Origin of the sequence: Stenotrophomonas sp. PA-6-5C (assembly GCF_021605635.1) — a bacterium.
Lineage (GTDB): Bacteria > Pseudomonadota > Gammaproteobacteria > Xanthomonadales > Xanthomonadaceae > Stenotrophomonas > Stenotrophomonas lactitubi.
The window spans coordinates 40,274-63,833 of record NZ_WKEE01000023.1 but is presented as its reverse complement, the minus strand read 5'-3'; the positions used below and the strand labels follow the sequence as shown (position 1 = coordinate 63,833).

Below are 23,560 nucleotides of genomic sequence, written 5' to 3'. Positions count from 1 at the left end.
GAATGAGGCCTGTGGACAGAGAAGTCAGCACGCAGGCGAAGTCGCTCGATCCAAGACCGCGCTGTATTTGCATTCGAACCGTCTCAGCATTCCTGCAAGGCTGGAACTCCTCGGCTGGCTTCCGACAGCGACGATCCCATGCAAGAGCGGGACGTCTGCAACGTCTCGTCAGCCGCAACCCCGAAGATGCAAGAAGCATTCGGCACCGATGCTCCACGTGGAACAAAAAAAAGACGCCCGGGGAATCCCGGGCGTCCATGTGTTCCACGTGGAACGGTGCAGCTGTCAGAGACGCAGCGGCATCACCACATGACGCGACTTCTCGCTGCTCGATTCACGCACCAGCGCCGAGGAGTTGGAGTCGCGAAGCTGGATGATCACTTCTTCGTCGCGCAGCGCGGAGAGGGCATCCAGCAGATAGTTCACGTTGAAGCCGATAGCCAGATCGCTGACCGTGGTGTCGGCTTCGATTTCTTCCTGGGCTTCTTCCTGCTCCGGGTTGTGCGCGCTGATCTTCAGGTTGCCCGGCGAGACTTCCACGCGGATGCCGCGGTACTTCTCGTTGGACAGGATCGCGGCACGCTGCAGCGAGGCACGCAGTGCTTCGCGGTCGACCTTCACTTCACGGTCGGCACCGATCGGAATCACTGCCTCGTAATCCGGGAAGCGGCCATCGATCAGCTTGGAGGTGAAGGTGACATCGTCGCGCTTCACACGAACGTGGCTGCGGCCGACTTCCAGCTCGATCTCGCGATCGCCGCTTTCCAGCAGGCGCTGCAGTTCGGTCACGCCCTTGCGCGGCACGATGATCTGGCGCTTGGAGCCGCTGGGCTTGGCCAGATCGGTTTCGCACAGTGCCAGGCGATGACCGTCGGTCGCGACAGTGCGCAGGGCATCGCCGCGCAGGTCGAACAGCAGGCCGTTGAGGTAATAGCGCACGTCCTGCTGGGCCATCGCGAACGCAGTGCGCTCAATCAGCTCCTTCAGGGTGGCTTCGCCGATCGCAACACGCTCGGTGGCTTCCACTTCGTCCACCGACGGGAAGTCGTTGGAGGGCAGGGTGGCCAGGGTGAAGCGGCTGCGTCCTGCCTGCACGGTGATCTTGTCACCAGTCTGCGAGACGGTGATCCGGCTGCCATCGGGCAGTGCGCGGATGATCTCGAACAGCTTGCGGGCGGGAATGGTGGTTTCGCCGTCCTGGGCATCTTCAACCGCGATCCGCGACACCATCTCCACTTCCAGGTCGGTACCGGTCAGCGACAGCTGGCCGTTCTGCACCTGCACCAGGAAATTGGCCAGAACCGGAAGGGTCTGGCGGCGTTCGACCACGTTGACGACCTGTGCCAACGGCTTGAGAAAGGCTTCGCGCTGCAGTGTGAAACGCATGTGGTTCCGTGCCCCTATGCTTTAAAAAAATGTGGAATAAATCAAAAGCTTGGTGGTGCTGGTAGAGCCAGAATCGCTGGAAAACACAGCTAAGCCTTTGTAAACAAAAGGGTTTCAGGCTTCGAAACCCTCTGCATTACCAGCCCCCAAGGGGTGGGGAAAGCTGTGGATAAATCTTCCGCGAAATCCAACGGCATTTTTATCCACACCCTGTCCCGCGCTTGCTACCGGATTCTGCACCGTTTTATGCGGTGACGCCTCATCGGCGTACGTGCATCATTCGCTCAGCTTCCGGATCAGCTTGTCCCAGTCCTCGCGGAGCTTGCCGTCGGCTTCCATCAGGGTGCGGATCTGCCGGCAGGCGTGCAGCACCGTGGTGTGATCGCGACCGGCAAAGGCGTCGCCGATTTCGGGCAGGCTGTGTTCGGTCAGTTCCTTGGTCAGCGCCATGGCAACCTGGCGCGGGCGGGCCAGCGACCGGGTCCGACGCTTGGACAGCAGATCCTTGATCTGCAGCCCGTAGTAGTCGGCAACGGTTTTCTGGATGTTGGGAATGCTGATCGCCTGCTGCTGGGCGCGCAGCAGGTCGCGCAGGGTTTCCTGGGCGAATTCGGTGGTGATCGCACGGCCAGTGAAGTTGGCGCGGGCGGTCAGGGTATTCAGCGCACCCTCGAGGTCGCGCACATTGGAGCGCATTTTCTTGGCAATCAGGAACGCAACGTCATCGGGAATCTCGGCACCACGCTCGCGGGCCTTGGCCAGCACGATCGCAGCGCGGGTCTCGAAGTCCGGCGGCTCGATCGCGACCGACAGGCCCCAGGCAAGCCGCGACTTCAGGCGCGCTTCCAGGCCTTCGACTTCACGCGGATAGCGGTCGCAGGTCAGGATGATCTGCTGCTTGCCATCGAACAACGCGTTGAAGGTGTGGAAGAACTCTTCCTGGGTGCGGTCCTTGCCTGCGAAGAACTGGATGTCATCGATCAACAGCGCGTCGACCTGCTGGAACTGGCGCTTGAACTGATCCATGGTCTTTTCCTGCAAGGCCCGGATCATGGCGCTGAAGAACTGCTCCGAACGCAGGTACAGCACCTTCGCGCCCGGATTGGCCTGACGCATCGCGTTGCCGGCGGCGAACATCAGGTGGGTCTTGCCCAGGCCGGTGCCCCCGTACAGCAGCAGCGGATTGTGCGCGCGGTCGCCCGGCTTCTGCGCCGCCTGGAATGCTGCGGCCAGACCCAGCTGGTTGCTGCGGCCCTCGACGAAGTTGGCGAAGGTGTAGTGGTTGTCCAGGTTGCCGGCGAACGGGACCTGCGGCTGCACCGGCGCCTGCGCCGAATGGCTGGAAACCGGCGCGATCTGCGCGTCCACGGGCCGCGGGCGCGAGCCGATTTCAAGAAAAACGTCGCCGAAACCGGCAAAGTGGGTGACCAGCTCGCGGATCCGCGGCAGGTACAGTTCGCGCACCTGATCGACAATGAAGGCATTCGGTGCATACAGCACCAGGCTGTCAGCGCGCAGATCGGCCTGCAGCGGCTTCAACCAGGTGTGAACATCCTCGGGCGGGAACTCCGCCTCGAGTCGCTCGAGACTACGTGACCAGGCATCCATCAGCAATAATTGTCCGGTGGCCGATGCATAGGCGCGAAAAGGCGCCCAAACACAGGCCTGAAAGGGGGGAAATGGATGGCTCAGCCTACCACCGAGCGCCCGCCTTCGGAATGCTTGTCCCCTACTTATTCACAAAAAGATCCACAGCTATTGCACAGCCCAGTGAATTGGCGTAGCAGACAGGGGTTGACGGGAGGGGGGATACCTCTCTAAAATTTCCGGTTCTTTCCGTCCCATTCATACGAGAGGCCCACATGGCCACCAAGCGCACCTTCCAGCCCAGCAACCTCAAGCGTAAGCGCGACCACGGCTTCCGTGCCCGTATGAAGACCGCTGACGGCCGCAAGATCCTGTCGCGTCGCCGCGCCAAGGGCCGCAAAGTCCTGAGCGCCTGATTGCCATGCCGCATCCAGCGGCAGACGCAATCCATTCGACAGTGAATACTGCAGACCCGCGCAAGCGATTCCCTCGCTCTGCGCGGGTTCGCACGCGTGCCGAATATTCAACGGTCTTCAACGGCGCCCGCCGTGTGTCCGATCCGCTGATGACCCTGCACTGGCTACCGGCTGACCGGCCGGCCAGGCTGGGTCTGGCGGTTTCCCGCAAGGTCGATCCTCACGCCGTTGGGCGTAACCGGATCAAGCGCGTCCTGCGCGACGCCTTGCGTCAGACACGAACCGACATACAGCCAGGCGACTTCGTCGTCGTGGCTCGTACTGCTGCGCGTCACGCCAGCAACGAAGATATCCGCCAGGCCTTCCTGCGCCTGTTGCGGCGCCTGCGCGCATTGCCCGCGCCGGGCGTGGACGGCACAATGCCGCCGCCTGATGGCATTGCCATTTCCTCCGTCACCGAGCCGGCACCGCGTCCCGGCCCCGCTGAGCCTGCCTGCTGATGAACCAGACCCGTGTTTTCCTGATCTTTGCCTGGCTGATGGTGGCCGTGCTGCTGTGGATGGAGTGGAGCCGTGAGAAGTCCGCCCCGACCCCGGCGCCGACGACCAGCTCGGCCCCGGCCGCCGCACAGAGCGTTCCGGGTGCAACCCCGGGCAGCATCCCCAGCGCACAGGTTCCCGGTGCCCCGGGCCAGGCCGCTGTACAGGCCCAGGCCAGCGCCACCCCGTCCGCTCAGCGCGTAACCATCACCACCGACGTGCTGCGCCTGGTGCTCGATGGTGGCCGCGTGCTTGATGCCGAACTGCTGCAGTTCCCGCAGAGCAAGGACGAAGGCAGCCCGCCGGTACGCCTGCTGACCGAAGATCCCGCACATCCGTACAGCGCGATCAGCGGCTGGGCGAGCGAAGACAAGAACACTCCGGTGCCAGGTGCCGACGGCTTCAAGCTGGTCGGTGATACCCGCGACTTCGTGCTGGCCAATGGCCAGAACGAACTGCAGGTCCCGTTCGTGTGGACCGCCGACAACGGCGTGACCATCAAGCGCACCCTGATCGTGGGCCGCAACGAGTATGCGATCCGCTTCAAGGACGAAGTCAGCAACGCTGGCGCCGCGCCGTGGAACGGCTACGTCTACCGCACCCTGGACCGCACCCCGACCATCCTGTCGCGGAGCATGACCAACCCGGACTCGTTCAGCTTCAACGGCGCTACCTGGTACGACAACGACAAGAAGTACCAGCGTCGTGCGTTCAAGGATTACCTGGACGATGGCGCGCTGAACCAGAACATCACCGGCGGTTGGCTGGCGATGCTGCAGCACCACTTCTTCACCGCCTGGATCCCGCAGAAGGACCAGACCGCACACTACGTGCTGTCGCAGGTGGCCGGTCGTGACCTGATCGAAGCACGCGGCCCGGCCTTCACCGTGGCCCCGGGCCAGTCCACCAGCACCGAGGCCCGCCTGTGGGTCGGCCCGAAGCTGGTCAACCTGATCGCCAAGGAAGACGTGCCGGGTCTGGACCGTGTGGTCGACTACAGCCGCTTCTCGATGATGGCGGTTATCGGCCAGGGTCTGTTCTGGGTGCTCAACCAGGTGCACAAGCTGGTGGGCAACTGGGGCTGGGCCATCGTTGGCCTGGTGGTGCTGCTGAAGATCGTGCTGTACCCGCTGTCGGCGACGCAGTACAAGAGTGGCGCCAAGATGCGTCGCTTCCAGCCGCGCATCGCACAGCTGAAGGAACGCTATGGCGATGACCGCCAGAAGTTCCAGACCGCGATGATGGAGCTGTACAAGAAGGAAAAGATCAATCCGATGGGCGGCTGTCTGCCGATCCTCATCCAGATGCCGATCTTCTTCGCCCTGTACTGGGTGCTGGTGGAATCGGTCGAACTGCGCCAGGCGCCTTGGTTCGGCTGGATCCAGGACCTTACCGCCCGCGACCCGTACTTCATCCTGCCGGTGATCAATGTGGCGGTGATGTGGTTCACCCAGAAGCTGACGCCAGCACCGGGCATGGACCCGATGCAGCAGAAGATGATGCAGTTCATGCCGCTGGTGTTCGGCGTCATGATGGCCTTCATGCCGTCCGGCCTGGTCCTGTACTGGGTGGTCAACGGTGGCCTGGGCCTGCTGCAGCAGTGGTGGATGACCAAGCGCCACGGCAGCGATCCGGTGCCGGCCACGGCAGCGACCGCCCCGGCCAAGAAAAAGTAAGAGGTAGACGTCGACCTTGGTCGACTGCTCCCCAGGGTCGATCGACCCAGCAAAGGCCCGCCGCAAGGCGGGCTTTTCGCATGCGGCGTTAGAATCGCCGGCACACCATTCCCCATTGTTCGAGTCCGCCATGCCGCGTGCGCCGTCGTTCCGTCTGTTCCTGCCCAGCCTGCTGCTGACCCTGCTCGTGGCCGGCTGCGGCGACAAGGACGCGCAGGCACCGGCGGTGGTTACCCAGCCGAGCGCACAGGCTGCCGCTGCCGCCGACCCGGCGGCAGCACCGCTGCTGGGCGCATTGCAGAAGCAGCTCGACGGCTATCGCCGGATCATCGTGCTGCTGGCCGATGAGGAAAAGCAGTCCGCGGCCGATCGCACCACCTCCACCCGCATCGGCCAGCAGCTGTTCCACGATGGCCTGGAACAGCGCAGCGCCATTGCCGCGCAGTTCGACACGCTGCTGCGTGGTAGCAGCCCGCAGCGCTTCGCTACCCTGGGCACGGTGCTGGATTACATCGAGTCGGCGCCGGAACTGTTCGATGCCGATCGCCTGGCGTTCCGCGAAGTGCTGCGTGATCTGCACGAACGCATCGGCGCTGATTCCTCATTGCCGGCGGTGAAGCTGCACCAGCGCATTGGCGAGGACCTGGAGGCACTGGACGAGATCGAGCGCAACTACAACCAGGAACTGACCCGCATCTTCAGCCGCTTCGAGCGCACCCGTGCCATCGACCTGAAGCGCGAGAAGTGGGACGACTACATCGCGCACCTGCACAAGGACTACAGCCGCGAAGCGATCCTGCGCGACTACGGCGTGATCGAGCCGTACCCGATGTCGATGAAGGACAGCGACCGCGAGATCTTCGGCCGCGACCTGCCGCCGAAGACGGTGGTACTGACCTTCGACGATGGCCCGCACAAGGCCTATACCGACGAAGTGGTGGCCATCCTCAAGCGCTACGACGTACCGGGCGTGTTCTTCGAGGTCGGCCGTAACCTCGGCAAGGTCGAGACCGACGGCAAGGTCAGCCTTGGGCCGATGGCGAAGATCAGCCGCAACCTGATGGAAGAGGGCTACGCCGTCGGCAACCACAGCCTGACCCATGCGCAGCTGTCGCGTACCACCGGCGACGCGCTGCGCCAGCAGGTACTGGACACCGACACCCTGCTGAAGGATGTCGACAGCAAGCGCGCGCCGCTGTTCCGCTTCCCGTATGGGGCGCGCAACGCCGAAGGCCTGCAGCTGCTGAATGAAGCGGGTCTGAAGTCGATCATGTGGAACATCGATTCGATGGACTGGGCCGACCCGGTGCCTGAGTCGATCGTGCAGCGCGTGCTCGACCAGGTGAACAAGGAACAGCGCGGCATCATCCTGTTCCATGATATCCACGACCGCGCGGTGAAGGCACTGCCGCAGATCCTGGATCGGCTGATCGCCGACGGCTACCAGTTCGCCGGCTGGAATGGCCGCGACTTCAGCGTCGCCCGGCCGCGCAAGGGCAGCGACCGCGATGCCACCGTCACCACCGGCTACGAAAAATCGTGGGCGATCGTGGTCGGCATCGACAACTATGCCAAGTGGCCGAAGCTGGAATACGCCAGCCACGATGCGCAGGCCGTGGCCGATACGCTGACCGGGCAGTTCGGTTTCCCGTCCTCGCAGGTGATCGTGCTGAAGAACGAGCAGGCCACCCGCAACAACATCCTGGCCGCCTTCCACGACCGCCTGGCCGATGACCGCACGGGAAAAAATGACCGCGTGTTCGTGTTCTTCGCCGGCCATGGCGCGACCCGCCAGCTCGCCTCTGGCCGCGACCTGGGCTACATCATCCCGGTCGATTCGGATCCGAAGGAATTCGCCACCGACGCCATCGCGATGACCGACATCCAGAACATCGCCGAGAGCATGCAGGCCAAGCATGTGATGTTCGTGATGGATGCCTGTTACAGCGGCCTGGGCCTGACCCGTGGCGGTCCCTCGTCGTCGTCGTTCCTGCGTGAGAACGCACGCCGCAGCGCGCGGCAGATGCTGACTGCCGGTGGTGCCGACCAGCAGGTGGCCGATGCCGGCCCGAACGGCCACTCGGTGTTTACCTGGGTGCTGCTGCAGGCGTTGGCCGGCAAGGGCGATCTCAATGGCGATGGCCTGATCACCGGTACCGAGCTGGCCGCCTACGTGGCGCCGGCGGTGTCGGCGGTCTCGCATCAGACGCCGGCGTTCGGCAGCCTGCCCGGCTCGCAGGGTGGCGAGTTCGTGTTCCAGGTGCCGGACAGCCAGGAATACCTCAACGCCGACACGCGCCAGCTGACTGCCGATGCGATCGCGCTGAACAACAAGGTCGATGCGGCCAGCGAAGCCAAGGGCGCCCAGGCGCCGGTAACCGTGGCCGACCTGCAGGGCGGCAAGGCCAAGCTGGTGGTGCCCAGCGCCGGCCCGGCCTCCGACCGCCAACGCGCGCAGCAGGCCAATGACCGTGGTCTGCAGCTGTACCGCGAGAAGCAGTACGACGAGGCGGTGGCGCAGTTCACCGAGGCGCTGAAGCTGCGCCCGGACTTCGCCCAGGCGGCCAACAACCTCGGCTTCGTCTACTACCGCCAGCAACGCTATGCCGAAGCCGCGCGCTGGCTGGAAAACACACTGAAGATCGATCCGTCGCGCGCGGTGGCCCATCTCAACCTGGGTGATGCCTACTTCCACGCGGGCGACAAAGCCAAGGCGAAGCAGGCCTACACCACCTACCTGGCGCTGCAGCCGCAAGGCAGTGGTGCGGCACAGGCGCGCGCGCAGCTGGAGAAGCTCTGAGCGATGAACGACGCAACCCGAACCGAGACCATCGTGGCCATCGCCAGCGCACCCGGTGCAGGTGGCGTCGGCATGCTGCGCCTGTCAGGCCCGCGCGCCGCAGCTATCGCCAACGCATTGGGCGCGCCTGCACTGCGGCCGCGCCATGCGCACTACGCGCGCCTGCGCGATGCCGATGGCGAGGTGATCGACGATGGCATCGTGCTGTGGTTCCCGGCACCCAACAGCTTCACCGGCGAAGAAGTGGTGGAACTGCAAGGGCATGGCAGCCCGGTGTTGCTGCAACAACTGGTCGCGCGCTGCATCACGCTGGGCGCGCGCCAGGCACGGCCAGGTGAGTTCAGCGAGCGCGCGTTTCTCAACGGCAAGCTCGACCTGGCCCAGGCCGAGGCCATCGCCGATCTGATCGCGGCCGGTGACAACCGCGCCGCACGTGCTGCACGCCGCTCGCTGGATGGTGTGTTCTCGCGTCGTATCGACACTGTGGTCGAACAGCTGGTGCTGCTGCGCATCCACGTGGAAGCGGCCATCGATTTCGCCGATGAACCGCTGGATACGCTGGGCGGTGCACAGGTTCGGCGCGGGCTGGAGCAGGCGCATAGTGACCTGGCCTTGCTGCGCCGCGATGCCGAGCGCGGCCGTCGCCTGCGCGATGGCCTGCATGCCGTGCTGATCGGCCCACCGAATGCCGGCAAGAGCTCGCTGTTGAACGCGCTGGCGGGCAGCGAGCGCGCCATCGTCACCGACATCGCCGGCACCACCCGCGACACGCTGCGCGAGACCATCCGACTGGACGGACTGGAACTGACCCTGGTCGATACCGCTGGCCTGCGCGACGGTGGCGATGCCATCGAACGCGAAGGCATGCGCCGCGCGCGTGCGGAGATCGAACGTACCGACCTGGCGCTGATCGTGCTGGATGCACGCGACCCGGCGGCGGGCGAAGCAGCCATCGGTGAGGCCGTGCTGGCAGTGCCGCACAAGGTGTACATCCACAACAAGTCGGATCTGCTGGATGCGATGCCGGCGCTGGACGACCCGGACCGCGTGTTCGTTTCCGCCGCGACCGGCGCGGGACTGGACGACCTGCATGCGCGCCTGCGTTCGATCGCCTCGGCCGGTGCGGGCGAGCAGGTGGACGGTGAGTTCTCCGCGCGCACGCGCCACGTGGATGCCATCGAGCGCGCGCAGGAACATGCGCAGCGCGCAGACGGCGAGCTGGTGCACGAGCACCTGGAACTGGCCGCAGAGGAACTGCGGCTGGCGCACGACGCACTGGGCGAGATCACCGGGCAGATGAGTGCGGATGATCTGCTGGGAAGGATTTTCTCCAGTTTCTGCATCGGCAAGTAGTGCGCGGTGAACTGCGACATGCCTGGGTTTCATGCATTACAGCGACTCCCTCTTGATACGATTCGACAATGGACCCGATAACCGACAGCGACGTCAGATCCGCGCTCCTTCGCAAGGTGATCGCCGAGCACGTGGCCAATCCCCATACGCTGGTCGTGGAGGAGATGGGGCTCGCTCGCGGCGCCTGCCGTGTTGATGTCTGTGTCATCAATGGACATCTGCATGGTTACGAGATCAAGAGCGACGTCGACACGCTGCGCAGGCTTCCTGTGCAGCAGCAGTTCTACTCAAACGTTCTCGACAAAGCGACGATTGTCGTGGGGCAGCGGCATCTTGACCACGCACTGGAGGTCTTGCCGGAGTGGTGGGGGGTACGAACGGTATCGCGCGGCGCGCGTAATGCGGTGCGAATGGAGCTTTTACGACCCGCTAGGCTCAATCCGTCGGTCAATGGGATGGACGTCGCCGCCCTTCTCTGGCGTGATGAGATCACGACACTGATCTGTGCAAGGAACCCCGACAAGGCAGCGCTGCGCGGCAACCGCACAGCACTGTGCGAGCGGCTTGGAGAGGTATACAGCCTCGCCGAGATCCGCACGCTGGTCAGGGAACAGTTGAAGCGCCGGACAGATTGGCGAGGTCGCGAACAACCTTAGTCAGGTGGTGGTTGGTCGCCACCGTTGGCCAGGTCGAACTGCCGCCTGTGCTGGCGACGTTGTTGGCGCAATCTTCGATGTATTCGTCGCCAGCACTGTAGGTTCTCCCCATGAATACCACAGGGCGATCAGAGATCAGGTGCCTGCACAGGTCGCGGTACTGGTCGCGGCCATTGCGCTTGACCTGGGTGCCGACGATGATCCGCCACTGGTCATCGATCGTGTACTTGATCTTTGCATTCGGGTCGAACAGACGTGGGTCCATCATCTCGGTCTGTGGTGACGCGCATCCGTAGTCGCCGAACCACGGCTGACGCGGCGGGGCACTGGCAGCGAGCCGGGTGTACCCACGCCATTCGCGACGATGAACATCTCCATGAGGGCGATACCCTGCTGACGGGTTCAGGCTTGCAGGGAAGCTTCCGCCGGCCACGGTGAGCGATCTCCACCGGTCCATGTGTGGCAATCCAGCGATCCACGCCTGCCAGAACGATGCCTGCAGGGTCGGAGAATCTGCGACATCTGCCGCACTGTCCAGAACGACGTCCACCTGTTCTGGTGTTACGCCAGGAGATGCATCACGCCGTCGATCTTTGCCGAAGGGTTGCCTTCCAGGTCATCAGGAATCAAGCGCAGTGCGCACCCACGACCATCCTGGGCGATGATGCTGGCCACTGCCTGCTGATACACCAGATGCCGGCCGAGACCGGTGACCGGAATGGCCTGGCAGGCCGACGCCCGCGCGAGATCGAAGACGCGCGCGAGGTGATGGTCTCCGTTGGCCATCGTGTCGTCGCCGGCAAGATGTGGTGAATCGAACAGGCAGCGGCGCTTCTTCCAGTTGGTGCTCAATCGCTTGCCGACATTCTTCAGATGGTCGTCTAGCGACTTGGCGGGCGCATCGTTCTCGAAGTCCCACTGTTCGACCGGGATCTCGAACAGGGGATACATCCAGTCCTTGATGGTCTCGCGTGTACGACCTACAGCGAGGTACTCACCTTGCCGCCATTTCAGGATGGGCACGTACATTGTTTTCTCCATGGTCTGGTCCTCTGCCAACATTGGTGTTGGTCAGTCGAGGCTATGACCCATCCTTTCCGCGGTTCAATCGGAAAAATTGCAGAATCGAATCCGAACGGAGATCAGCGCGATCATTGGCCGACCGCAGGCAGCCGAACACCGGCTCCCCCAACCTGTCACATTCCCGCCGCATACTGACGCCCATCACAAACCGCTTGGGGAAGTCGCAGTGAAGTCGTGGGGTCGTGTGTTGCTGTTGTCGCTGGCCGTGGCACCATCGGTGGCCATGAGTGCTGAATCTCCCCCTCCGGCCGCGCCCAAGGTGTCGGTCTACGGTCATCGTGGCGCAAGCGCGCTGCTGCCCGAGCACACCTTGGCGGCGTATGCGCAGGCCATCGCCGACGGTGCCGATTACATCGAACCGGACCTGGTGATGACCAAGGACGGGGTGATGGTGGCCCGCCACGAGAACGAGATCGGTGGCACCACCGATGTGGCCGAGCACAAGGAATTCGCCAAGCGCAAGACCCGCAAGGTCATCGATGGGCAGACGGTCGAAGGCTGGTTCACCGAAGACTTCACCTTGGCCGAGCTGAAGACCCTGTACGCCCGCGAGCGCCTGCCGGAGTTCCGCAGCACCGCCTATGACGGCCAGTTCCGCATCGCCAGCCTGGACGAGATCCTGGCGTTCCTGGTGCAGCAGGCCGGCCGTGCGAACCGTGGCATCGGCCTGGTGCCGGAGATCAAGCACCCGACCTACTTCCAGTCGATCGGGCTGCCGATGGAAGACAAGGTGCTGGCTGCGCTGCGTGGAAACGCCTATACCAACGTCGGCCCGGTCACCATCCAGTCGTTCGAGACCGCCAACCTGCGTTACCTGCGCGGCAAGATCCCGCGTGGCAGCAACATCCGCCTGCTGCAGCTGCTGTGGAAGGGCGATACCCAGCCGGCCGACATCACCAAGGCCGGTGGCGCGCTGACCTATGCGCAGATGATGACTCCGGCAGGACTGAAGGACATCGCGGCCTATGCCGATGGCATCGGCCCGGAGCTGCGCTCGATCATCCCGCTGGATGCCAACGGTGCGCTGGGCAGGCCGACGTCGCTGGTGCGCGATGCGCACGCGGTGGGCCTGATGGTGATCCCGTACACGTTCCGCCCGGAGAACCACTTCCAGGCCAGCAACCTGCGCAAGGGTGCCGACAACGCGCGCAATGCGGAAGGGTCGATCACCGAGATGCGCGCCTACCTGGCGACCGGCATCGATGCCTTCTTCACCGATGACCCGGCACTGGGCCGGCAGGCGGTGGATGGAATGGGCGCGGCGGGAAACGCGACGGATTGATGCGCCGGTGGTAGATGCCAACCTTGGTTGGCACGCGGTCGCCGTGGGGTCATGAACGCCGCAGGCAGGAGCGCCGACCAAGGTCGGCGGCTACCGGGTCATCGGTGATCGGGGTCAGAGCGCCTTCGGGGATCCGACCCCGCCACCGCTCAACCGCGCGGGTCTTCCGGCCGGCGGAACGGGACAACCACATAGTCCTGCCCTTCGCGCGGCTGCCACAGCACCGGCACGCGCTGCGGCGACGGCGGCTCGAGTTCGTCGTCGGCCAGCGCCTCGACCTCGTCTTCCTCGTCCTCCCAGCTGTAACGCGGGCGTGGCGGCAGCGGGTCGGCAGTGCGGAACAGCAGCGCGGCGATGATGCCGGCGAAGGCACCGCCCATGTGTGATTGCCAGGACACGCCGTCGGCGTGCGGCAGCACGGTCATCAGCATGCCGCCGTAGAACAGCATGCCGATCAGCCCGGTGGCGATGGCCGCGCGGTCGCGGCGCAGCAGGCCGAGGCTGGCCAGCAGGAACATCAGGCCGTGGGTGACGCCACTGGCGCCGAGATGGAAGCTGCCGGGGTTGCCCAGCATCCACGCACCGATGCCCGAACCGACCCAGAGCAGGGGCAGGGCACGTAGCGTGGCCTTGGGATAGACGCTGCCGGCGAGGGTGCCGAGGATCAGGATCGCGGCGCTGTTGGCGGCGATGTGTTCGATCGATGCATGCAGCAGCGGTCCGCCGATCAGGCCGAGCAGTCCCTTGGCTTCCAGCGGTGCCACAGCCCAGGGTCGCCAGTCGAAATGGTCCTGCAGGGCGAACACGGCCACCAGCACCAGCACGGCGGCAAGGCTGGCATTGAAGGCGCGCAGGATGCGCGTGCGGTCGTTGCGGTCGGCCGGCGCGTCGCCGGCGGGCAGGGGCGCGTTCGTGTTCATACCCTCAGCAATGGCGGTGGCCGGCGCGAAACCAAGGCCACCGCTGCGGGAGAGTGGGTGCGGCCGGCGGGACAATCCACCGGCCGCATCCGTCAATCCGCCTGGATCAGGCGCCGCCTTCCTTCGGCGGGTTCTTCAGGCTCAGCACCACCGTGGCGGCGATGATCACCGCGACCACGCCCAGCGAGATCGGGGTCGGGATCTTGAACAGGTCGATGATCATCATCTTGATGCCGATGAAGGCCAGCACCAGGGCCAGGCCGTACGGCAGCAGGTGGAAGCGGTCGGCCATGCCGGCCAGCAGGAAGAACATCGCACGCAGGCCGAGCACCGCGAACACGTTGGAGGTCAGCACGATGAACGGGTCGGTGGTGATCGCGAAGATCGCCGGGATGCTGTCCACCGCGAAGATCACGTCGGTCACTGCGATCAGGATCAGCACCGCGAACAGCGGGGTGAACCAGCGCACGCCGTCGCGCTTGACGCTCATCGCGTTGCCTTCGTAGTCCGGCAGCAGGCGCAGGTGCTTGCGCATCCAGCGCAGGGCCGGGTTGGCTTCCAGGTCAGGCTCCTGGCCCGCGGCGAACCACATCTTCCAGCCGGTGAACAGCAGGAAGGCGCCGAACACGTAGAGCAGCCAATGGAACTGGGTGATCAGCACGCTGCCGGCGAAGATCATGATCGTACGCAGCACGATCGCACCCAGGATGCCGATGATCAGCACCTTCTGGCGCTGTTCCTCCGGCACCGCGAAGTAGCTCATGATCATCAGGAAGACAAAGATGTTGTCCACCGCCAGCGCCTTCTCGACCAGGTAGCCGGTCAGGAACTCCAGGCCGACCTTGTTGGCCACGACCTGGCCGGCCGTCTCGTTCAGGTAGAACCAGAGGCCGCCGTTGAAGGCCAGGGCCAGCGCGACCCAGCCGATGGACCACCACAGGGCCTCCTTGAAGGTGACCTTGTGCGGGCCACCATGGCGCATCAATACGAGGTCGACCAGCAGGGCGATGACCACCACCGCTGCGAAGCCGCCCCACAACCACAAATTACCGATCGTCTGCATGGGTTTGTCCGTTGGGAAAATGAAAAATGCCTCAAGCCGGACGGCGAGGATCTGCAACGGAGGATCGGGAGGGGATCCAGGGACAGAGCTTCGCCAGTACGGCGAAGGTCTCGCTCGCAGTTCCGATGGGCCGGAACTGCCGTTGCACCGGAGCCTGCGGGCTCGAATTGACGGCGACAACGTCTGGGAGCTACTCCCCTTCTGCCGCCGATTCTGCGGCCTGGCCGGGCCGGCGTCAAATGCACTGGGGCGGGGCCAGCTCCGGTAGGTGCCAACCTTGGTTGGCACACCGGCCCGGGGGGCAGAGTCCCTGTGGGGATCTGACCCCGGCGCCCGGTTTACAATAGGTGGATGAATACCCCCCTTCCCGTTGTCCGCCTCAAGAACGCGTGGCGTTCCAGCCACCCGTGGATCTTCCAGAAACTGGTCGAGAAGCCGACCGTCCGGCCCAAGCCCGGCTCCCTCGTCGACGTCGTCGGCGTGGATGGCGAGTTCATCGGCCGTGGCTTCTACAACGGGCATTCGCGTATTGCCGTACGCATCCTCGAAACCGACCCGAAGATCCCGGTGGATGCTGGCTGGTTCTCGCGCAAGATCGCCCAGGCGGTGTCGCTGCGTCGTGAGGTGCTGAAGCTTGATGCGGTGTCCGACGCCTGGCGCGTGGTACACAGCGAAGGCGACGGTCTGTCCGGCCTGGTGGTGGACCGTTACAACGACCTGGTGGTGGTGGAGTTCTTTGCCGCCGGCATGTTCCGCCACCGCGAGTGGATCTACGACGCCCTGCGCGAGCAGTTCCCGGGCTGCCGCTTCCACAGCTTCGCCGACGAGCACGTGCAGAAGCAGGAAAGCTTCGATTTCCATGGCAACACCACCACCGAAGCGTCGGTGATCACCGAGTACGGCATCAAGTTCCGCGCCGACCCGGCCGGTGCGCACAAGACCGGTTTCTTCGCCGACCAGCGCGAGAACCGTGAGTGGCTGAGCCAGCAGGTGGAAGGCAAGAGCGTGCTCGACCTGTGCTGCAACACCGGCGGTTTCGCCGTGTATGCGGCCGCGCGCGGTGCATCGGAAGTGGTCGGCATCGACATCGATGAAGACGTCATCCAGATCGCCAAGGGCAATTCGCGTCTGAACAACGTGCGCCCGAAGTTCGTCCAGTCCGACATCTTCCCGTGGCTGCGTGATGCGGCCAACCGTGGTGAGAAGTACGACGTGGTGATCCTGGACCCGGCGAAGATGACCCGCGACCGCGAGCAGGTGATCACCGCGCTGAAGAAGTACCTGGACATGAACAAGCTGGCGCTGGGCGTGGTCAAGCCCGGTGGCCTGTTCGCCACGTTCTCCTGCACCGGCCTGGTGGCCGAGGACCAGTTCCTCGACATGCTGCGTCGCGCAGCGTACTTCTCCGGCCGCACCATCCAGATCCTGAAGGTGGCCGGCGCCGGTCCGGACCATCCGTTCATGGCCCACGTGCAGGAATCGCGTTACCTGAAGGCCGTGTTCTGCCGCGTGGTGGACTGAGCTGCGGAACACGTCACGCCGGATACGGGCCGGCAACCTGTAGCGCCGAGCCTGCACTCGGCTCTACAAAAGCCCTGCACTCGGCTCTACAAAAGCGTGGACAGCAGCGCTATGGTCGGGCTCTTCCCTCTGCTGGTGAGAGCCCATGCCTTCGTTGAGTCGCCTGTCCCTGCTGCTCGCCCTGGCGCTGAGTGCGCCGCTGTCCGCCCATGCCATCGACTTCAGCGCGCAGGAACTGGCCCGGGCCAAGGCACTGCAGCAGCGCCTGCTGACCCTGGACAGCCATCTGGATACGCCGGCCAACTTCGGCCGCGACGGCTTCGACATCGAGCAGCGGCACGACCGCAATGCGCTCTCGCAGGTGGATTACCCGCGCATGGTCGAAGGCGCGCTTGATGGCGGCTTCTGGGCGATCTACACCGACCAGGGCGACCGCACTGCCGCTGCGCATCTGGCCGAACGCGATCACGGCCTGCAGCGGTTGCTGGAGATCCGGCAGATGCTGGCCGCCAACCCAGAGCGCTTCGCGCTGGCGCTGACCGCCGATGACGCCGCGCGCATCAAGGCCGCTGGCAAGCGCGTGGTCTACATCAGCATGGAGAACGCCAGCCCGCTGGTGGCCGATCCCAGCCTGTTGTCGTTCTATCACCGTGCGGGCCTGCGCCTGCTCAGCACCGTGCATTTCGCCAACAACGAGTTCGCCGACTCGGCCACCGACCCCAAGGGCGCGGAGTGGAAGGGCCTGAGCCCGGCCGGCAAGGACCTGGTGCGCTCCGCGGTGAAGCTGGGCATCGTCATCGACCAGTCGCACGCCTCCGATGCCGTATTCGATGATCTGCTGGCGATGATGCCGGTGCCGTTCGTGCTGTCGCACAGCTCGGCCAAGGCGATCTACGACCACCCACGCAACCTTGACGACGCGCGCCTGCGCAAGCTGGCCAAGGCCGGCGGCGTGATCCAGGTCAACGCGTACGGCGGCTATCTGATCGACACCGCCAAGTCGCCCGAGCGCAAGCAGGCCGAAGAGGCCCTGAGCAAGCAGCTGGGTGGCTGGGAAGGCATGACCATCGAACAGGGCGTTGCCCTGCAGAAGGCCGAACAGGCACTGGACCACGAACATCCGGTGCGCCACGCCAGCCTGGACGACTTCTTCGCCCACTTCGAGCACATCCTGAAGGTCGTCGGCCCCGAGCACGTCGGCATCGGCCTGGACTGGGATGGCGGCGGTGGCCTGAGCGACCTGCCCGATGTCAGCCAGTTGCCGAAGATCACCGCGTGGCTGTTGCGCAAGGGCTACACCGAGCAGCAGATCGCCGCCATCTGGGGCGGCAACCTGCTGCGGGTGATGCGCCAGGCGCAGGACTACGCGGCAAAGCAGGGCGGCTGACCGCCCTGCGGTAGTGCCGGCCGCTGGCCGGCAATCCCCAAAGACCGCCGGGCATGGCCCGGCGCTACCTTTACCGGCCGATCAGCGCGTTGCGACGGCTGTAGGCGAAGTACAGCACCAGGCCGACCACGTTCCACGCCAGGAAGTACAGCTGGGTGGTGTGCGGCAGGCTGACGAACAGGTAGATGCAGCCCAGTGCCGCCAGCGGGCCGACGATGAAGGCGAACGGCGTGCGGAAGGTGCGCTCGCGGTTCGGCTCACGCACGCGCAGCACCACCAGGCAGATGCCAACGGCGGTGAACGCGGCCAGGGTGCCGGCATTGGCCAGCGCGGCGATCTCGTCCAGGCGGGCCACGCCGGCCAGCGCCGACACAACCACGGCGGTGAACAGCGTGGTCGCCACCGGCGTGCCGGTGCGTGCGTTGACCTTGGACAGGCCACGCGGCAGCAGACCATCGCGACTCATGACGAAGAAGATGCGGCTCTGGCCATACAGGAAGGCCAGCAGCACGGTCGGCAGGGCGATGATGGCGATCACACCGATCAGCATCGCGGCGGTCGGCTGGCCCAGCTGGCGCATGATCAGTGCCAGCGGCTCGGCACTCTGGCCGAACACGGTGTAGCTCATCGCACCGATCGCGGCCAACGCCACCAGCACGTACACGATGGTGCAGCCGACCATCGAGCCGATGATGCCGATGGACAGGTCGCGCGCCGGGTTCTTGGTTTCTTCTGCCGCGGTGGAGATCGCATCGAAGCCGTAGAAGGCGAAGAAGATGATCGCCGCTGCGGCCATCACACCGCGCTCGACGCCATCCGGCCCCAGCGTCTTGGCGAATCCGTAGGGCATGAACGGCTGCAGGTTGTTGGTGTCGAACGCCGGCAGGGCCACCGCCACGAAGATGGCCAGCGCGATCAGCTTGAACACGACCAGGATCGCGTTGAGGGTGGCGCTCTCCTTGGTACCGGCCATCAGCATCAGTGCCACCAGCCAGGTGATGACGATGGCGGGCAGGTTGATCATGCCGCCTTCGACGTGCGGGCCCGCCGCGAGCATGGCCGGCAGGCGCAGGTCCCAGCCGAACTGGGTATGTACCCATTCCAGGAAGCCGACGAAATAGCCCGACCACCCGACCGCCACGGTACTCACCACCAGCGAGTATTCCAGGATCAGGCTCCAGCCCACCACCCAGGCGAAGACTTCGCCCAGGGCACTGTAGCTGTAGGTATAGGCGCTGCCGGCAGCCGGCATCATCGTGGACAGTTCGGCGTAGGCCAATGCAGCGCAGGCACACACGGCGCCGGCGATGGCGAAGGAGATCAGCACAGCGGGGCCGGCGCGGTCGGCACCGACGCCGATCAGGGTGTAGATGCCGGTACCGACGATGGCGCCGATGCCGAGCGCAATCAGGTGCGGCCAGCTGAGGGTCGGGACCAGACGCCGGCCGGCTTCATGGACGGTGACGGAATCTAGGGACTTGCGCCGGAGCAGGGACATGCAGGCCTCGGAAGGGGTGACTGAGAACGACAAGTCACCGAGTGTGACCGAACGCAGCGCAGCATTGCCACTGACGGGGGTCATGGCCGGCACAGCGCGCGCTGGACTGTGGGCACGCTGCCGGAATCGGCACAAACGGCCTCAGTCCAGGCGGCTACCAGTGACAGCCGTCGTCCTGGAAGGCGTTGAAGTCTTCTTCGAAATCCGTGCGGCGACCGTCTCGGGCCCGCACGTAGCTGAAGCTGTAGATCCGTGCGCCCTGCGTGCTCAGCGTGTAGTGACCGTTGATGCGGCCCTCCACGCGCTCTTCCCAGACGGTATCGAACTGGTAGGGGCGGTCTTCGTCCAGCACCGTGGTCTCTTCGGAAACCCGGTGCAGCGGCAGGCGCTCGCGGTGCCCGGCGTAGCGCACATCGGCGCGGCCATCGTCCAGCCAGCGCCATTCCAGGTGGATCGTGCCGTTGGCACCGCCGGTGAGGCAGCGGTGATCAGGTGCGGCCGTGGCCGATCCACTGGCAAGCAGCAACACCAGGGCTGCAGCGACCGCGAGCGTTGGTGTTGCGGCCATGGCGCCTCCTTCCAGCATGGGGCGCCAGCATAGCGCGCCCCCGGTATTTACCTGCCCGGTGCGCGTGGCTGCAGACGCGTACCACCGCTCATCAGCATGCGCGGCAGCGGCATCTGCAGGAAGTCGTGCGGAAAGGCCGGCGCGACCGCGCTGATCGCATCCAGCCGTGCCAACGCCTCAGCCGGCAGCGCCAGATCCAGCGCCGCCAGGTTGTGTTCCAACTGGTCCAGGGTGCGTGCACCGACGATCGGCATGGCCCCGGCCGCGGGTCGTTGCAGCAACCAGGCCAGAGCGACCTGCGCAGCCGAGTGCGACAGCTCTGCCGCGATCGCAGCGACTTCCCCGGCGATGTTCAACGAGCGCGGCGTCAACGCGCCATTGATGAGCGCGACATTGCGTCTGGAACCACCCGGCGCGGCCTCGGCGGTCTCGGCTGCGGCCAGGTCCGCCGCGCTGTATTTGCCGGTCAGCACGCCGCTGCCCAGCGGCGACCACGCCACCACGCCCAACCCGAGCGCATCGGCCATCGGCAGCAGTTCGTGTTCGACGCTGCGCTGGATCAGGCTGTATTCGATCTGCAGCGCCACCAGTGGCGACCAGCCGCGTAGATCGGCCAGGGTCTGCATGCGCGCGATCTGCCAGGCTGGCGTGTCCGAGATGCCGGCGTACAGCACCTTGCCGCTGCGCACGAGGTCGTCGAAACCGCGCATCACCTCGTCCACCCCGGTGGTGTCGTCCCAGGCGTGCAGGTACAGCAGATCCAGGTAGTCGGTGCCGAGCCGGCGCAGGCTGTCCTCCACCGAGCGCATCATGCTCTTGCGATGGTTGCCGGCGTTGTTCGGATCGCCCGGCACGGTCGCCAGGGTGTACTTGCTGGCGATCACCAGCCGTTCGCGGCGGCCTTGGGCGAACCGCCCGAGCAGGGTCTCTGCGCTGCCATTGGTGTAGTTGTTTGCGGTATCGACGAAGTTGCCGCCGCGTTCGACGTAGGCATCGAAGATGCGGCGGGCCTCGGTTTCGTCCGCGCCCCAACCCCAGTCGGCACCGAAGGTCATCGTGCCCAGCGCCATCGGGCTGACACGCAGGCCGGAGCGGCCGAGCAGGCGGTAGTGATCAAGTGACATGTGGCATTCCATCGGAGGAGGCGGGTGTTCCGCCGGGAGGCCAAGCATCCGTCCGATGATCTTGTGGATAAACTGGATGCAGTCGAACTTACAATGAAGGAAGGCTTCACAATGGATCCCTCCGCACCGCTGTCTGCGGTGGTTGCCTTTGTCCACGTGGCCGACCACGCCAGCTTTACCCGTGCCGCCGATGCCCTGGGCGTCTCGACCTCGGCGCTGTCACAGAGCGTGCGTGCGCTGGAGGCGCGGATGGGCGTGCGCCTGTTGCAACGGACCACGCGCCGGGTGGGTCTGACCGAGCACGGCGCACGCTTCCTGCAGCGCGTGCGTGGCGGGTTGGCACAGATCGAATCGGCCTTCGACGACCTGGACAGCGCGCGGACGGTGCCGGCCGGTCGGCTGCGCATCACCCTGCCACGCATCGTTGCCGAACGCCGGGTTCTGCCGGCGCTGCCGTCCTTCCTGGCCCGGTATCCGCAGGTAGAGGTGGAATTGTGCGTGGAGCCGGCGCTGACCGATCTGGTCGCCGAGGGGTTCGACGCCGGCATCCGCCTGGGTGAATCGTTGGCGCAGGGCATGATCGCGGTGCCGATCGGGCCACCCGAGCGCCAGGTGGTGGTGGCCACGCCGGGCTACTTCGCGCGCCACGGGGTGCCGCTGAGCCCGCAGGAGCTGCAGGGCCACGACTGCATCGTCCATCGCCGCGCCAATGGCCGGCTCATGCCCTGGGAATTCAGCCGTGAGGGGCGTGACCTGGACGTAGCCGTCGCGGGGCGGCTGGTGTTCAACGATGCCGAACTGGCCTATGCGGCGGTGCTGGCTGGGCTCGGCATGGCGCAGGGCTTTGCTTCGCTGGTCGCCGACGACCTGGCCGCCGGCCGCCTGCGCAGCGTGCTGGAGGACTGGCAGCCGCCGTTCCCCGGCTTTCATCTGTACTACCCGGCGCGCGAGCATATGGCGCCCAAGCTGCGGGTGTTCATCGACCACCTGCGCGCGGCCCTCCGCGCCGACGGGATCTCAGCCGTTCAGGCCCAGGCGGATGCCGAAGCCGACCAGGAACAGGCCGGCCACACGCCGTAGCGCATCGCTGACCCGCGGGTGCTGGATCAACCGACGGCGGGCCAGGTTGCCGACCCAGATCAGCAGCGAGCAGTAGGCGATGCTGACCACGAAGATGATCCCGGCCAGCGCGGCGAACGTGGCGATGCCCTGGTGGGCCTTCGGGTCGATGAACAGTGGCAGGAAGGCCATGTAGAACAGGATCGCCTTCGGATTGAGCAGGCTGACCAGGATCGCCTGGTGGAAGTAGCGGCCCGGCTGCATGCGCACCGGGCCAACCTCGGCACCGTCACCCTTGGGCGTGCGCAGCAGGCTGATGCCGACCCACACCAGGTACGCCGCGCCGAGATACTGCACCGCGTGGAACACCGTCGGATTGGCCTTCAGCAGCGCGGCCACACCGGCCAGTGCCAGCCACATCAGGATCTGGTCGCCGACCAGCAGGCCGGCCAGCGCCGTGTAGCCGCCGCGTACACCGCCACGACCGGTGGCGGTCAGCAGGGTGAAGGTGCCCGGCCCGGGCAGGGCGAGGAACACCAGCACAGCGAGCAGGAAGGTCCACAGGTCCTGGATGCCCATCCACGGCATGGCGCGATTCTCTTACAACGGGGGAGCACCATTGTCGGCCAGTGACGTTGCAGGCGACAGGGGCAGGCCGCCATGGCCGGGCATCGCGGACAGCAGCGGTTGCAGGTACTGGCGCAGCTGCGCGTGCAGTTGCCGCACCGCCGGCGAGAACTGCTTGCGGTGCGGACACACCAGCTGCAGGGGGATGTGGCTGCCGGTGCCGCCCAGCAGCACCTGCAGGCGTCCACCCAACACGTCCTCGCGCACGTCCAGCCAGGATTTGTAGGTGATGCCTTCGCCGGCGACCGCCCAGCGCCGCACCACGTCGGCGTCGTCGCAGACCAGCGGCCCGCGCACCGGGATCACCACGCGGCGCCCCTCAAGCTCGAACGACCAGCGATCGTAGGCGCGGCCGCCGAGCTGGTAGACAAGGCAATCATGCTCACGCAGATCGTCCAGCCGGATTGGCGTGCCACGCCGCCGCAGGTACTCGGGCGAAGCAGCCAGTATCCGCCGGTTGCCTTCCAGCAACGGCAGGGCGACGTAGCTGGCGTCGTCGAAGTGCCCGATGCGGATGGCCACGTCGACCGGGTCGCGGAACACGTCGGCCACTTCATCGGACAGGCGCAGGTGCAGGCGCAGCCGTGGATGTGCGGCACGGAACGCGGTCAGCCACGGCAGCAGCAGGTTGCGGCCGAAGTCCGAGGGCGCCGACAGCTGCAGGGTGCCGTGCAGTTCGGCATCCTCGCCCTGCACCCGCGCCTGGCCTTCGCGCAGGGTGGTCAGAACGTCCTGTGCATAAGGCAGGTACAGCGCGCCTTCGGCAGTCAGCCGCAGGCTGCGGGTGGTACGCACGAACAGGCGCAGGTCCAGTTCGCGTTCCAGCCGCGCCACCGCTGCGGCCACCTGGCCCGGCAGCAGATCGGCCTCGCGCGCGGCCTGCGAGAAGCTGCCCAGCGCAGCGGTACGGACGAACAGCTGCAGATCGTCGAAACGGACCATTTTCATTGCTGCAGTGAAAGTGTTGACCGATTCTGCGCCTTTCTGCCTCCCAGCGCACGGCGCACGCTGTGGC

General features: G+C 65.5%; 21 protein-coding genes. 10 read left to right on the top strand and 11 right to left on the bottom strand.

Annotated elements, in window-relative coordinates; translation table 11 throughout:
* Positions 1-285: 285 nt before the first annotated feature.
* Entirely contained in the window at positions 286-1,386 is a 1,101-nt protein-coding gene (dnaN, locus tag GIW57_RS11885) for a DNA polymerase III subunit beta (RefSeq protein WP_005411731.1), read from the bottom strand.
* A gap of 276 nt (positions 1,387-1,662) precedes the next feature.
* On the bottom strand, positions 1,663-2,994 hold the full coding sequence (gene dnaA / locus GIW57_RS11880; RefSeq protein WP_089241915.1) for a chromosomal replication initiator protein DnaA: 1,332 nt from the start codon (positions 2,992-2,994) through the stop codon (positions 1,663-1,665).
* A 254-nt stretch (positions 2,995-3,248) separates the two neighbouring features.
* Between dnaA and rpmH the strand changes: the two genes are divergently transcribed.
* From rpmH to GIW57_RS11850, 6 genes are all read left to right on the top strand, one after another.
* Positions 3,249-3,389, top strand: coding sequence for a 50S ribosomal protein L34 (rpmH, locus tag GIW57_RS11875; protein WP_006404565.1), 141 nt, complete (start codon positions 3,249-3,251; stop codon positions 3,387-3,389).
* A 5-nt stretch (positions 3,390-3,394) separates the two neighbouring features.
* The gene (gene rnpA, locus GIW57_RS11870) at positions 3,395-3,889 is read left to right on the top strand and encodes a ribonuclease P protein component (protein ID WP_025875580.1); all 495 of its coding nucleotides are present in this window, start codon (positions 3,395-3,397) and stop codon (positions 3,887-3,889) included.
* Positions 3,889-5,604, top strand: coding sequence for a membrane protein insertase YidC (yidC, locus tag GIW57_RS11865; protein ID WP_100461704.1), 1,716 nt, complete (start codon positions 3,889-3,891; stop codon positions 5,602-5,604). Before rnpA ends, yidC begins: the two co-directional genes overlap by 1 nt.
* A gap of 130 nt (positions 5,605-5,734) precedes the next feature.
* A complete protein-coding gene (locus GIW57_RS11860) occupies positions 5,735-8,404 on the top strand; it encodes a polysaccharide deacetylase family protein (RefSeq protein ID WP_236510980.1) in 2,670 nt (889 codons plus the stop codon).
* A gap of 3 nt (positions 8,405-8,407) precedes the next feature.
* Positions 8,408-9,757, top strand: coding sequence for a tRNA uridine-5-carboxymethylaminomethyl(34) synthesis GTPase MnmE (gene mnmE, locus GIW57_RS11855; RefSeq protein WP_236510978.1), 1,350 nt, complete (start codon positions 8,408-8,410; stop codon positions 9,755-9,757).
* Between the two features lie 68 nt (positions 9,758-9,825).
* Entirely contained in the window at positions 9,826-10,413 is a 588-nt protein-coding gene (locus GIW57_RS11850; RefSeq protein ID WP_100461702.1) for a sce7726 family protein, read from the top strand.
* On the opposite strand, the gene GIW57_RS23700 is transcribed toward GIW57_RS11850, so the two are convergent.
* Both GIW57_RS23700 and GIW57_RS23695 read right to left on the bottom strand, forming a co-directional pair.
* Positions 10,361-10,963, bottom strand: coding sequence for a hypothetical protein (locus GIW57_RS23700; RefSeq protein WP_329605758.1), 603 nt, complete (start codon positions 10,961-10,963; stop codon positions 10,361-10,363). The genes GIW57_RS11850 and GIW57_RS23700 overlap by 53 nt on opposite strands.
* A gap of 11 nt (positions 10,964-10,974) precedes the next feature.
* Positions 10,975-11,475 carry a hypothetical protein gene (locus GIW57_RS23695; protein ID WP_268927342.1) on the bottom strand — a complete coding sequence of 167 codons (501 nt, stop codon included), beginning with the start codon at positions 11,473-11,475 and terminating at the stop codon, positions 10,975-10,977.
* Between the two features lie 187 nt (positions 11,476-11,662).
* Here GIW57_RS23695 and GIW57_RS11840 point away from each other — a divergent pair, with 187 nt between their 5' ends.
* A complete protein-coding gene (locus GIW57_RS11840; RefSeq protein WP_236510975.1) occupies positions 11,663-12,778 on the top strand; it encodes a glycerophosphodiester phosphodiesterase in 1,116 nt (371 codons plus the stop codon).
* A 149-nt stretch (positions 12,779-12,927) separates the two neighbouring features.
* Here GIW57_RS11840 and GIW57_RS11835 read toward each other — a convergent pair whose 3' ends face one another.
* On the bottom strand, positions 12,928-13,698 hold the full coding sequence (locus tag GIW57_RS11835; protein ID WP_100461700.1) for a rhomboid family intramembrane serine protease: 771 nt from the start codon (positions 13,696-13,698) through the stop codon (positions 12,928-12,930).
* Positions 13,699-13,804: 106 nt separating this feature from the next.
* Positions 13,805-14,761, bottom strand: coding sequence for a TerC family protein (locus GIW57_RS11830; protein WP_025875596.1), 957 nt, complete (start codon positions 14,759-14,761; stop codon positions 13,805-13,807).
* Between the two features lie 351 nt (positions 14,762-15,112).
* On the opposite strand from GIW57_RS11830, the gene GIW57_RS11825 reads away from it, so the two are divergent.
* A complete protein-coding gene (locus GIW57_RS11825) occupies positions 15,113-16,282 on the top strand; it encodes a class I SAM-dependent rRNA methyltransferase (RefSeq protein WP_100461698.1) in 1,170 nt (389 codons plus the stop codon).
* Positions 16,283-16,427: 145 nt separating this feature from the next.
* Complete coding sequence (locus GIW57_RS11820) at positions 16,428-17,669, top strand: dipeptidase (protein WP_236510972.1); 1,242 nt, start codon at positions 16,428-16,430, stop codon at positions 17,667-17,669.
* A 70-nt stretch (positions 17,670-17,739) separates the two neighbouring features.
* Here the strand turns inward: GIW57_RS11820 and GIW57_RS11815 are convergent, their stop codons facing one another.
* From GIW57_RS11815 to GIW57_RS11805, 3 genes are all read right to left on the bottom strand, one after another.
* Positions 17,740-19,167 carry an amino acid permease gene (locus GIW57_RS11815; RefSeq protein WP_100461696.1) on the bottom strand — a complete coding sequence of 476 codons (1,428 nt, stop codon included), beginning with the start codon at positions 19,165-19,167 and terminating at the stop codon, positions 17,740-17,742.
* 154 nt (positions 19,168-19,321) lie between these two features.
* Complete coding sequence (locus tag GIW57_RS11810) at positions 19,322-19,735, bottom strand: hypothetical protein (RefSeq protein WP_100461695.1); 414 nt, start codon at positions 19,733-19,735, stop codon at positions 19,322-19,324.
* A 47-nt stretch (positions 19,736-19,782) separates the two neighbouring features.
* A complete protein-coding gene (locus GIW57_RS11805; RefSeq protein WP_202908219.1) occupies positions 19,783-20,871 on the bottom strand; it encodes an aldo/keto reductase in 1,089 nt (362 codons plus the stop codon).
* Positions 20,872-20,970: 99 nt separating this feature from the next.
* Here GIW57_RS11805 and GIW57_RS11800 point away from each other — a divergent pair, with 99 nt between their 5' ends.
* On the top strand, positions 20,971-21,939 hold the full coding sequence (locus GIW57_RS11800) for a LysR family transcriptional regulator (RefSeq protein ID WP_236510968.1): 969 nt from the start codon (positions 20,971-20,973) through the stop codon (positions 21,937-21,939).
* Here the strand turns inward: GIW57_RS11800 and leuE are convergent.
* Together leuE and GIW57_RS11790 are read right to left on the bottom strand one after the other, a co-directional pair.
* Positions 21,877-22,506, bottom strand: coding sequence for a leucine efflux protein LeuE (gene leuE / locus GIW57_RS11795; protein WP_165378510.1), 630 nt, complete (start codon positions 22,504-22,506; stop codon positions 21,877-21,879). The genes GIW57_RS11800 and leuE overlap by 63 nt on opposite strands.
* A 12-nt stretch (positions 22,507-22,518) precedes the next feature.
* Complete coding sequence (locus tag GIW57_RS11790; RefSeq protein WP_100461691.1) at positions 22,519-23,493, bottom strand: LysR family transcriptional regulator; 975 nt, start codon at positions 23,491-23,493, stop codon at positions 22,519-22,521.
* Positions 23,494-23,560 lie beyond the last annotated feature (67 nt).

What these genes read in the sequence shown, in the direction of transcription:
- yidC (WP_100461704.1), top strand. Translation starts at nt 3,889, where the DNA reads ATGAACCAGACCCGTGTTTTCCTGATCTTTGCCTGGCTGATGGTGGCC.
- GIW57_RS11835 (WP_100461700.1), bottom strand. Translation starts at nt 13,698, where the DNA reads ATGAACACGAACGCGCCCCTGCCCGCCGGCGACGCGCCGGCCGACCGC.
- GIW57_RS11805 (WP_202908219.1), bottom strand. Translation starts at nt 20,871, where the DNA reads ATGGAATGCCACATGTCACTTGATCACTACCGCCTGCTCGGCCGCTCC.
- GIW57_RS23695 (WP_268927342.1), bottom strand. Translation starts at nt 11,475, where the DNA reads ATGTTGGCAGAGGACCAGACCATGGAGAAAACAATGTACGTGCCCATC.
- GIW57_RS11830 (WP_025875596.1), bottom strand. Translation starts at nt 14,761, where the DNA reads ATGCAGACGATCGGTAATTTGTGGTTGTGGGGCGGCTTCGCAGCGGTG.
- GIW57_RS11800 (WP_236510968.1), top strand. Translation starts at nt 20,971, where the DNA reads ATGGATCCCTCCGCACCGCTGTCTGCGGTGGTTGCCTTTGTCCACGTG.
- GIW57_RS11810 (WP_100461695.1), bottom strand. Translation starts at nt 19,735, where the DNA reads ATGGCCGCAACACCAACGCTCGCGGTCGCTGCAGCCCTGGTGTTGCTG.
- leuE (WP_165378510.1), bottom strand. Translation starts at nt 22,506, where the DNA reads ATGCCGTGGATGGGCATCCAGGACCTGTGGACCTTCCTGCTCGCTGTG.
- dnaA (WP_089241915.1), bottom strand. Translation starts at nt 2,994, where the DNA reads ATGGATGCCTGGTCACGTAGTCTCGAGCGACTCGAGGCGGAGTTCCCG.
- GIW57_RS11815 (WP_100461696.1), bottom strand. Translation starts at nt 19,167, where the DNA reads ATGTCCCTGCTCCGGCGCAAGTCCCTAGATTCCGTCACCGTCCATGAA.
- dnaN (WP_005411731.1), bottom strand. Translation starts at nt 1,386, where the DNA reads ATGCGTTTCACACTGCAGCGCGAAGCCTTTCTCAAGCCGTTGGCACAG.
- rpmH (WP_006404565.1), top strand. Translation starts at nt 3,249, where the DNA reads ATGGCCACCAAGCGCACCTTCCAGCCCAGCAACCTCAAGCGTAAGCGC.
- mnmE (WP_236510978.1), top strand. Translation starts at nt 8,408, where the DNA reads ATGAACGACGCAACCCGAACCGAGACCATCGTGGCCATCGCCAGCGCA.
- rnpA (WP_025875580.1), top strand. Translation starts at nt 3,395, where the DNA reads ATGCCGCATCCAGCGGCAGACGCAATCCATTCGACAGTGAATACTGCA.
- GIW57_RS11790 (WP_100461691.1), bottom strand. Translation starts at nt 23,493, where the DNA reads ATGAAAATGGTCCGTTTCGACGATCTGCAGCTGTTCGTCCGTACCGCT.
- GIW57_RS11825 (WP_100461698.1), top strand. Translation starts at nt 15,113, where the DNA reads ATGAATACCCCCCTTCCCGTTGTCCGCCTCAAGAACGCGTGGCGTTCC.
- GIW57_RS11850 (WP_100461702.1), top strand. Translation starts at nt 9,826, where the DNA reads ATGGACCCGATAACCGACAGCGACGTCAGATCCGCGCTCCTTCGCAAG.
- GIW57_RS11860 (WP_236510980.1), top strand. Translation starts at nt 5,735, where the DNA reads ATGCCGCGTGCGCCGTCGTTCCGTCTGTTCCTGCCCAGCCTGCTGCTG.
- GIW57_RS11820 (WP_236510972.1), top strand. Translation starts at nt 16,428, where the DNA reads ATGCCTTCGTTGAGTCGCCTGTCCCTGCTGCTCGCCCTGGCGCTGAGT.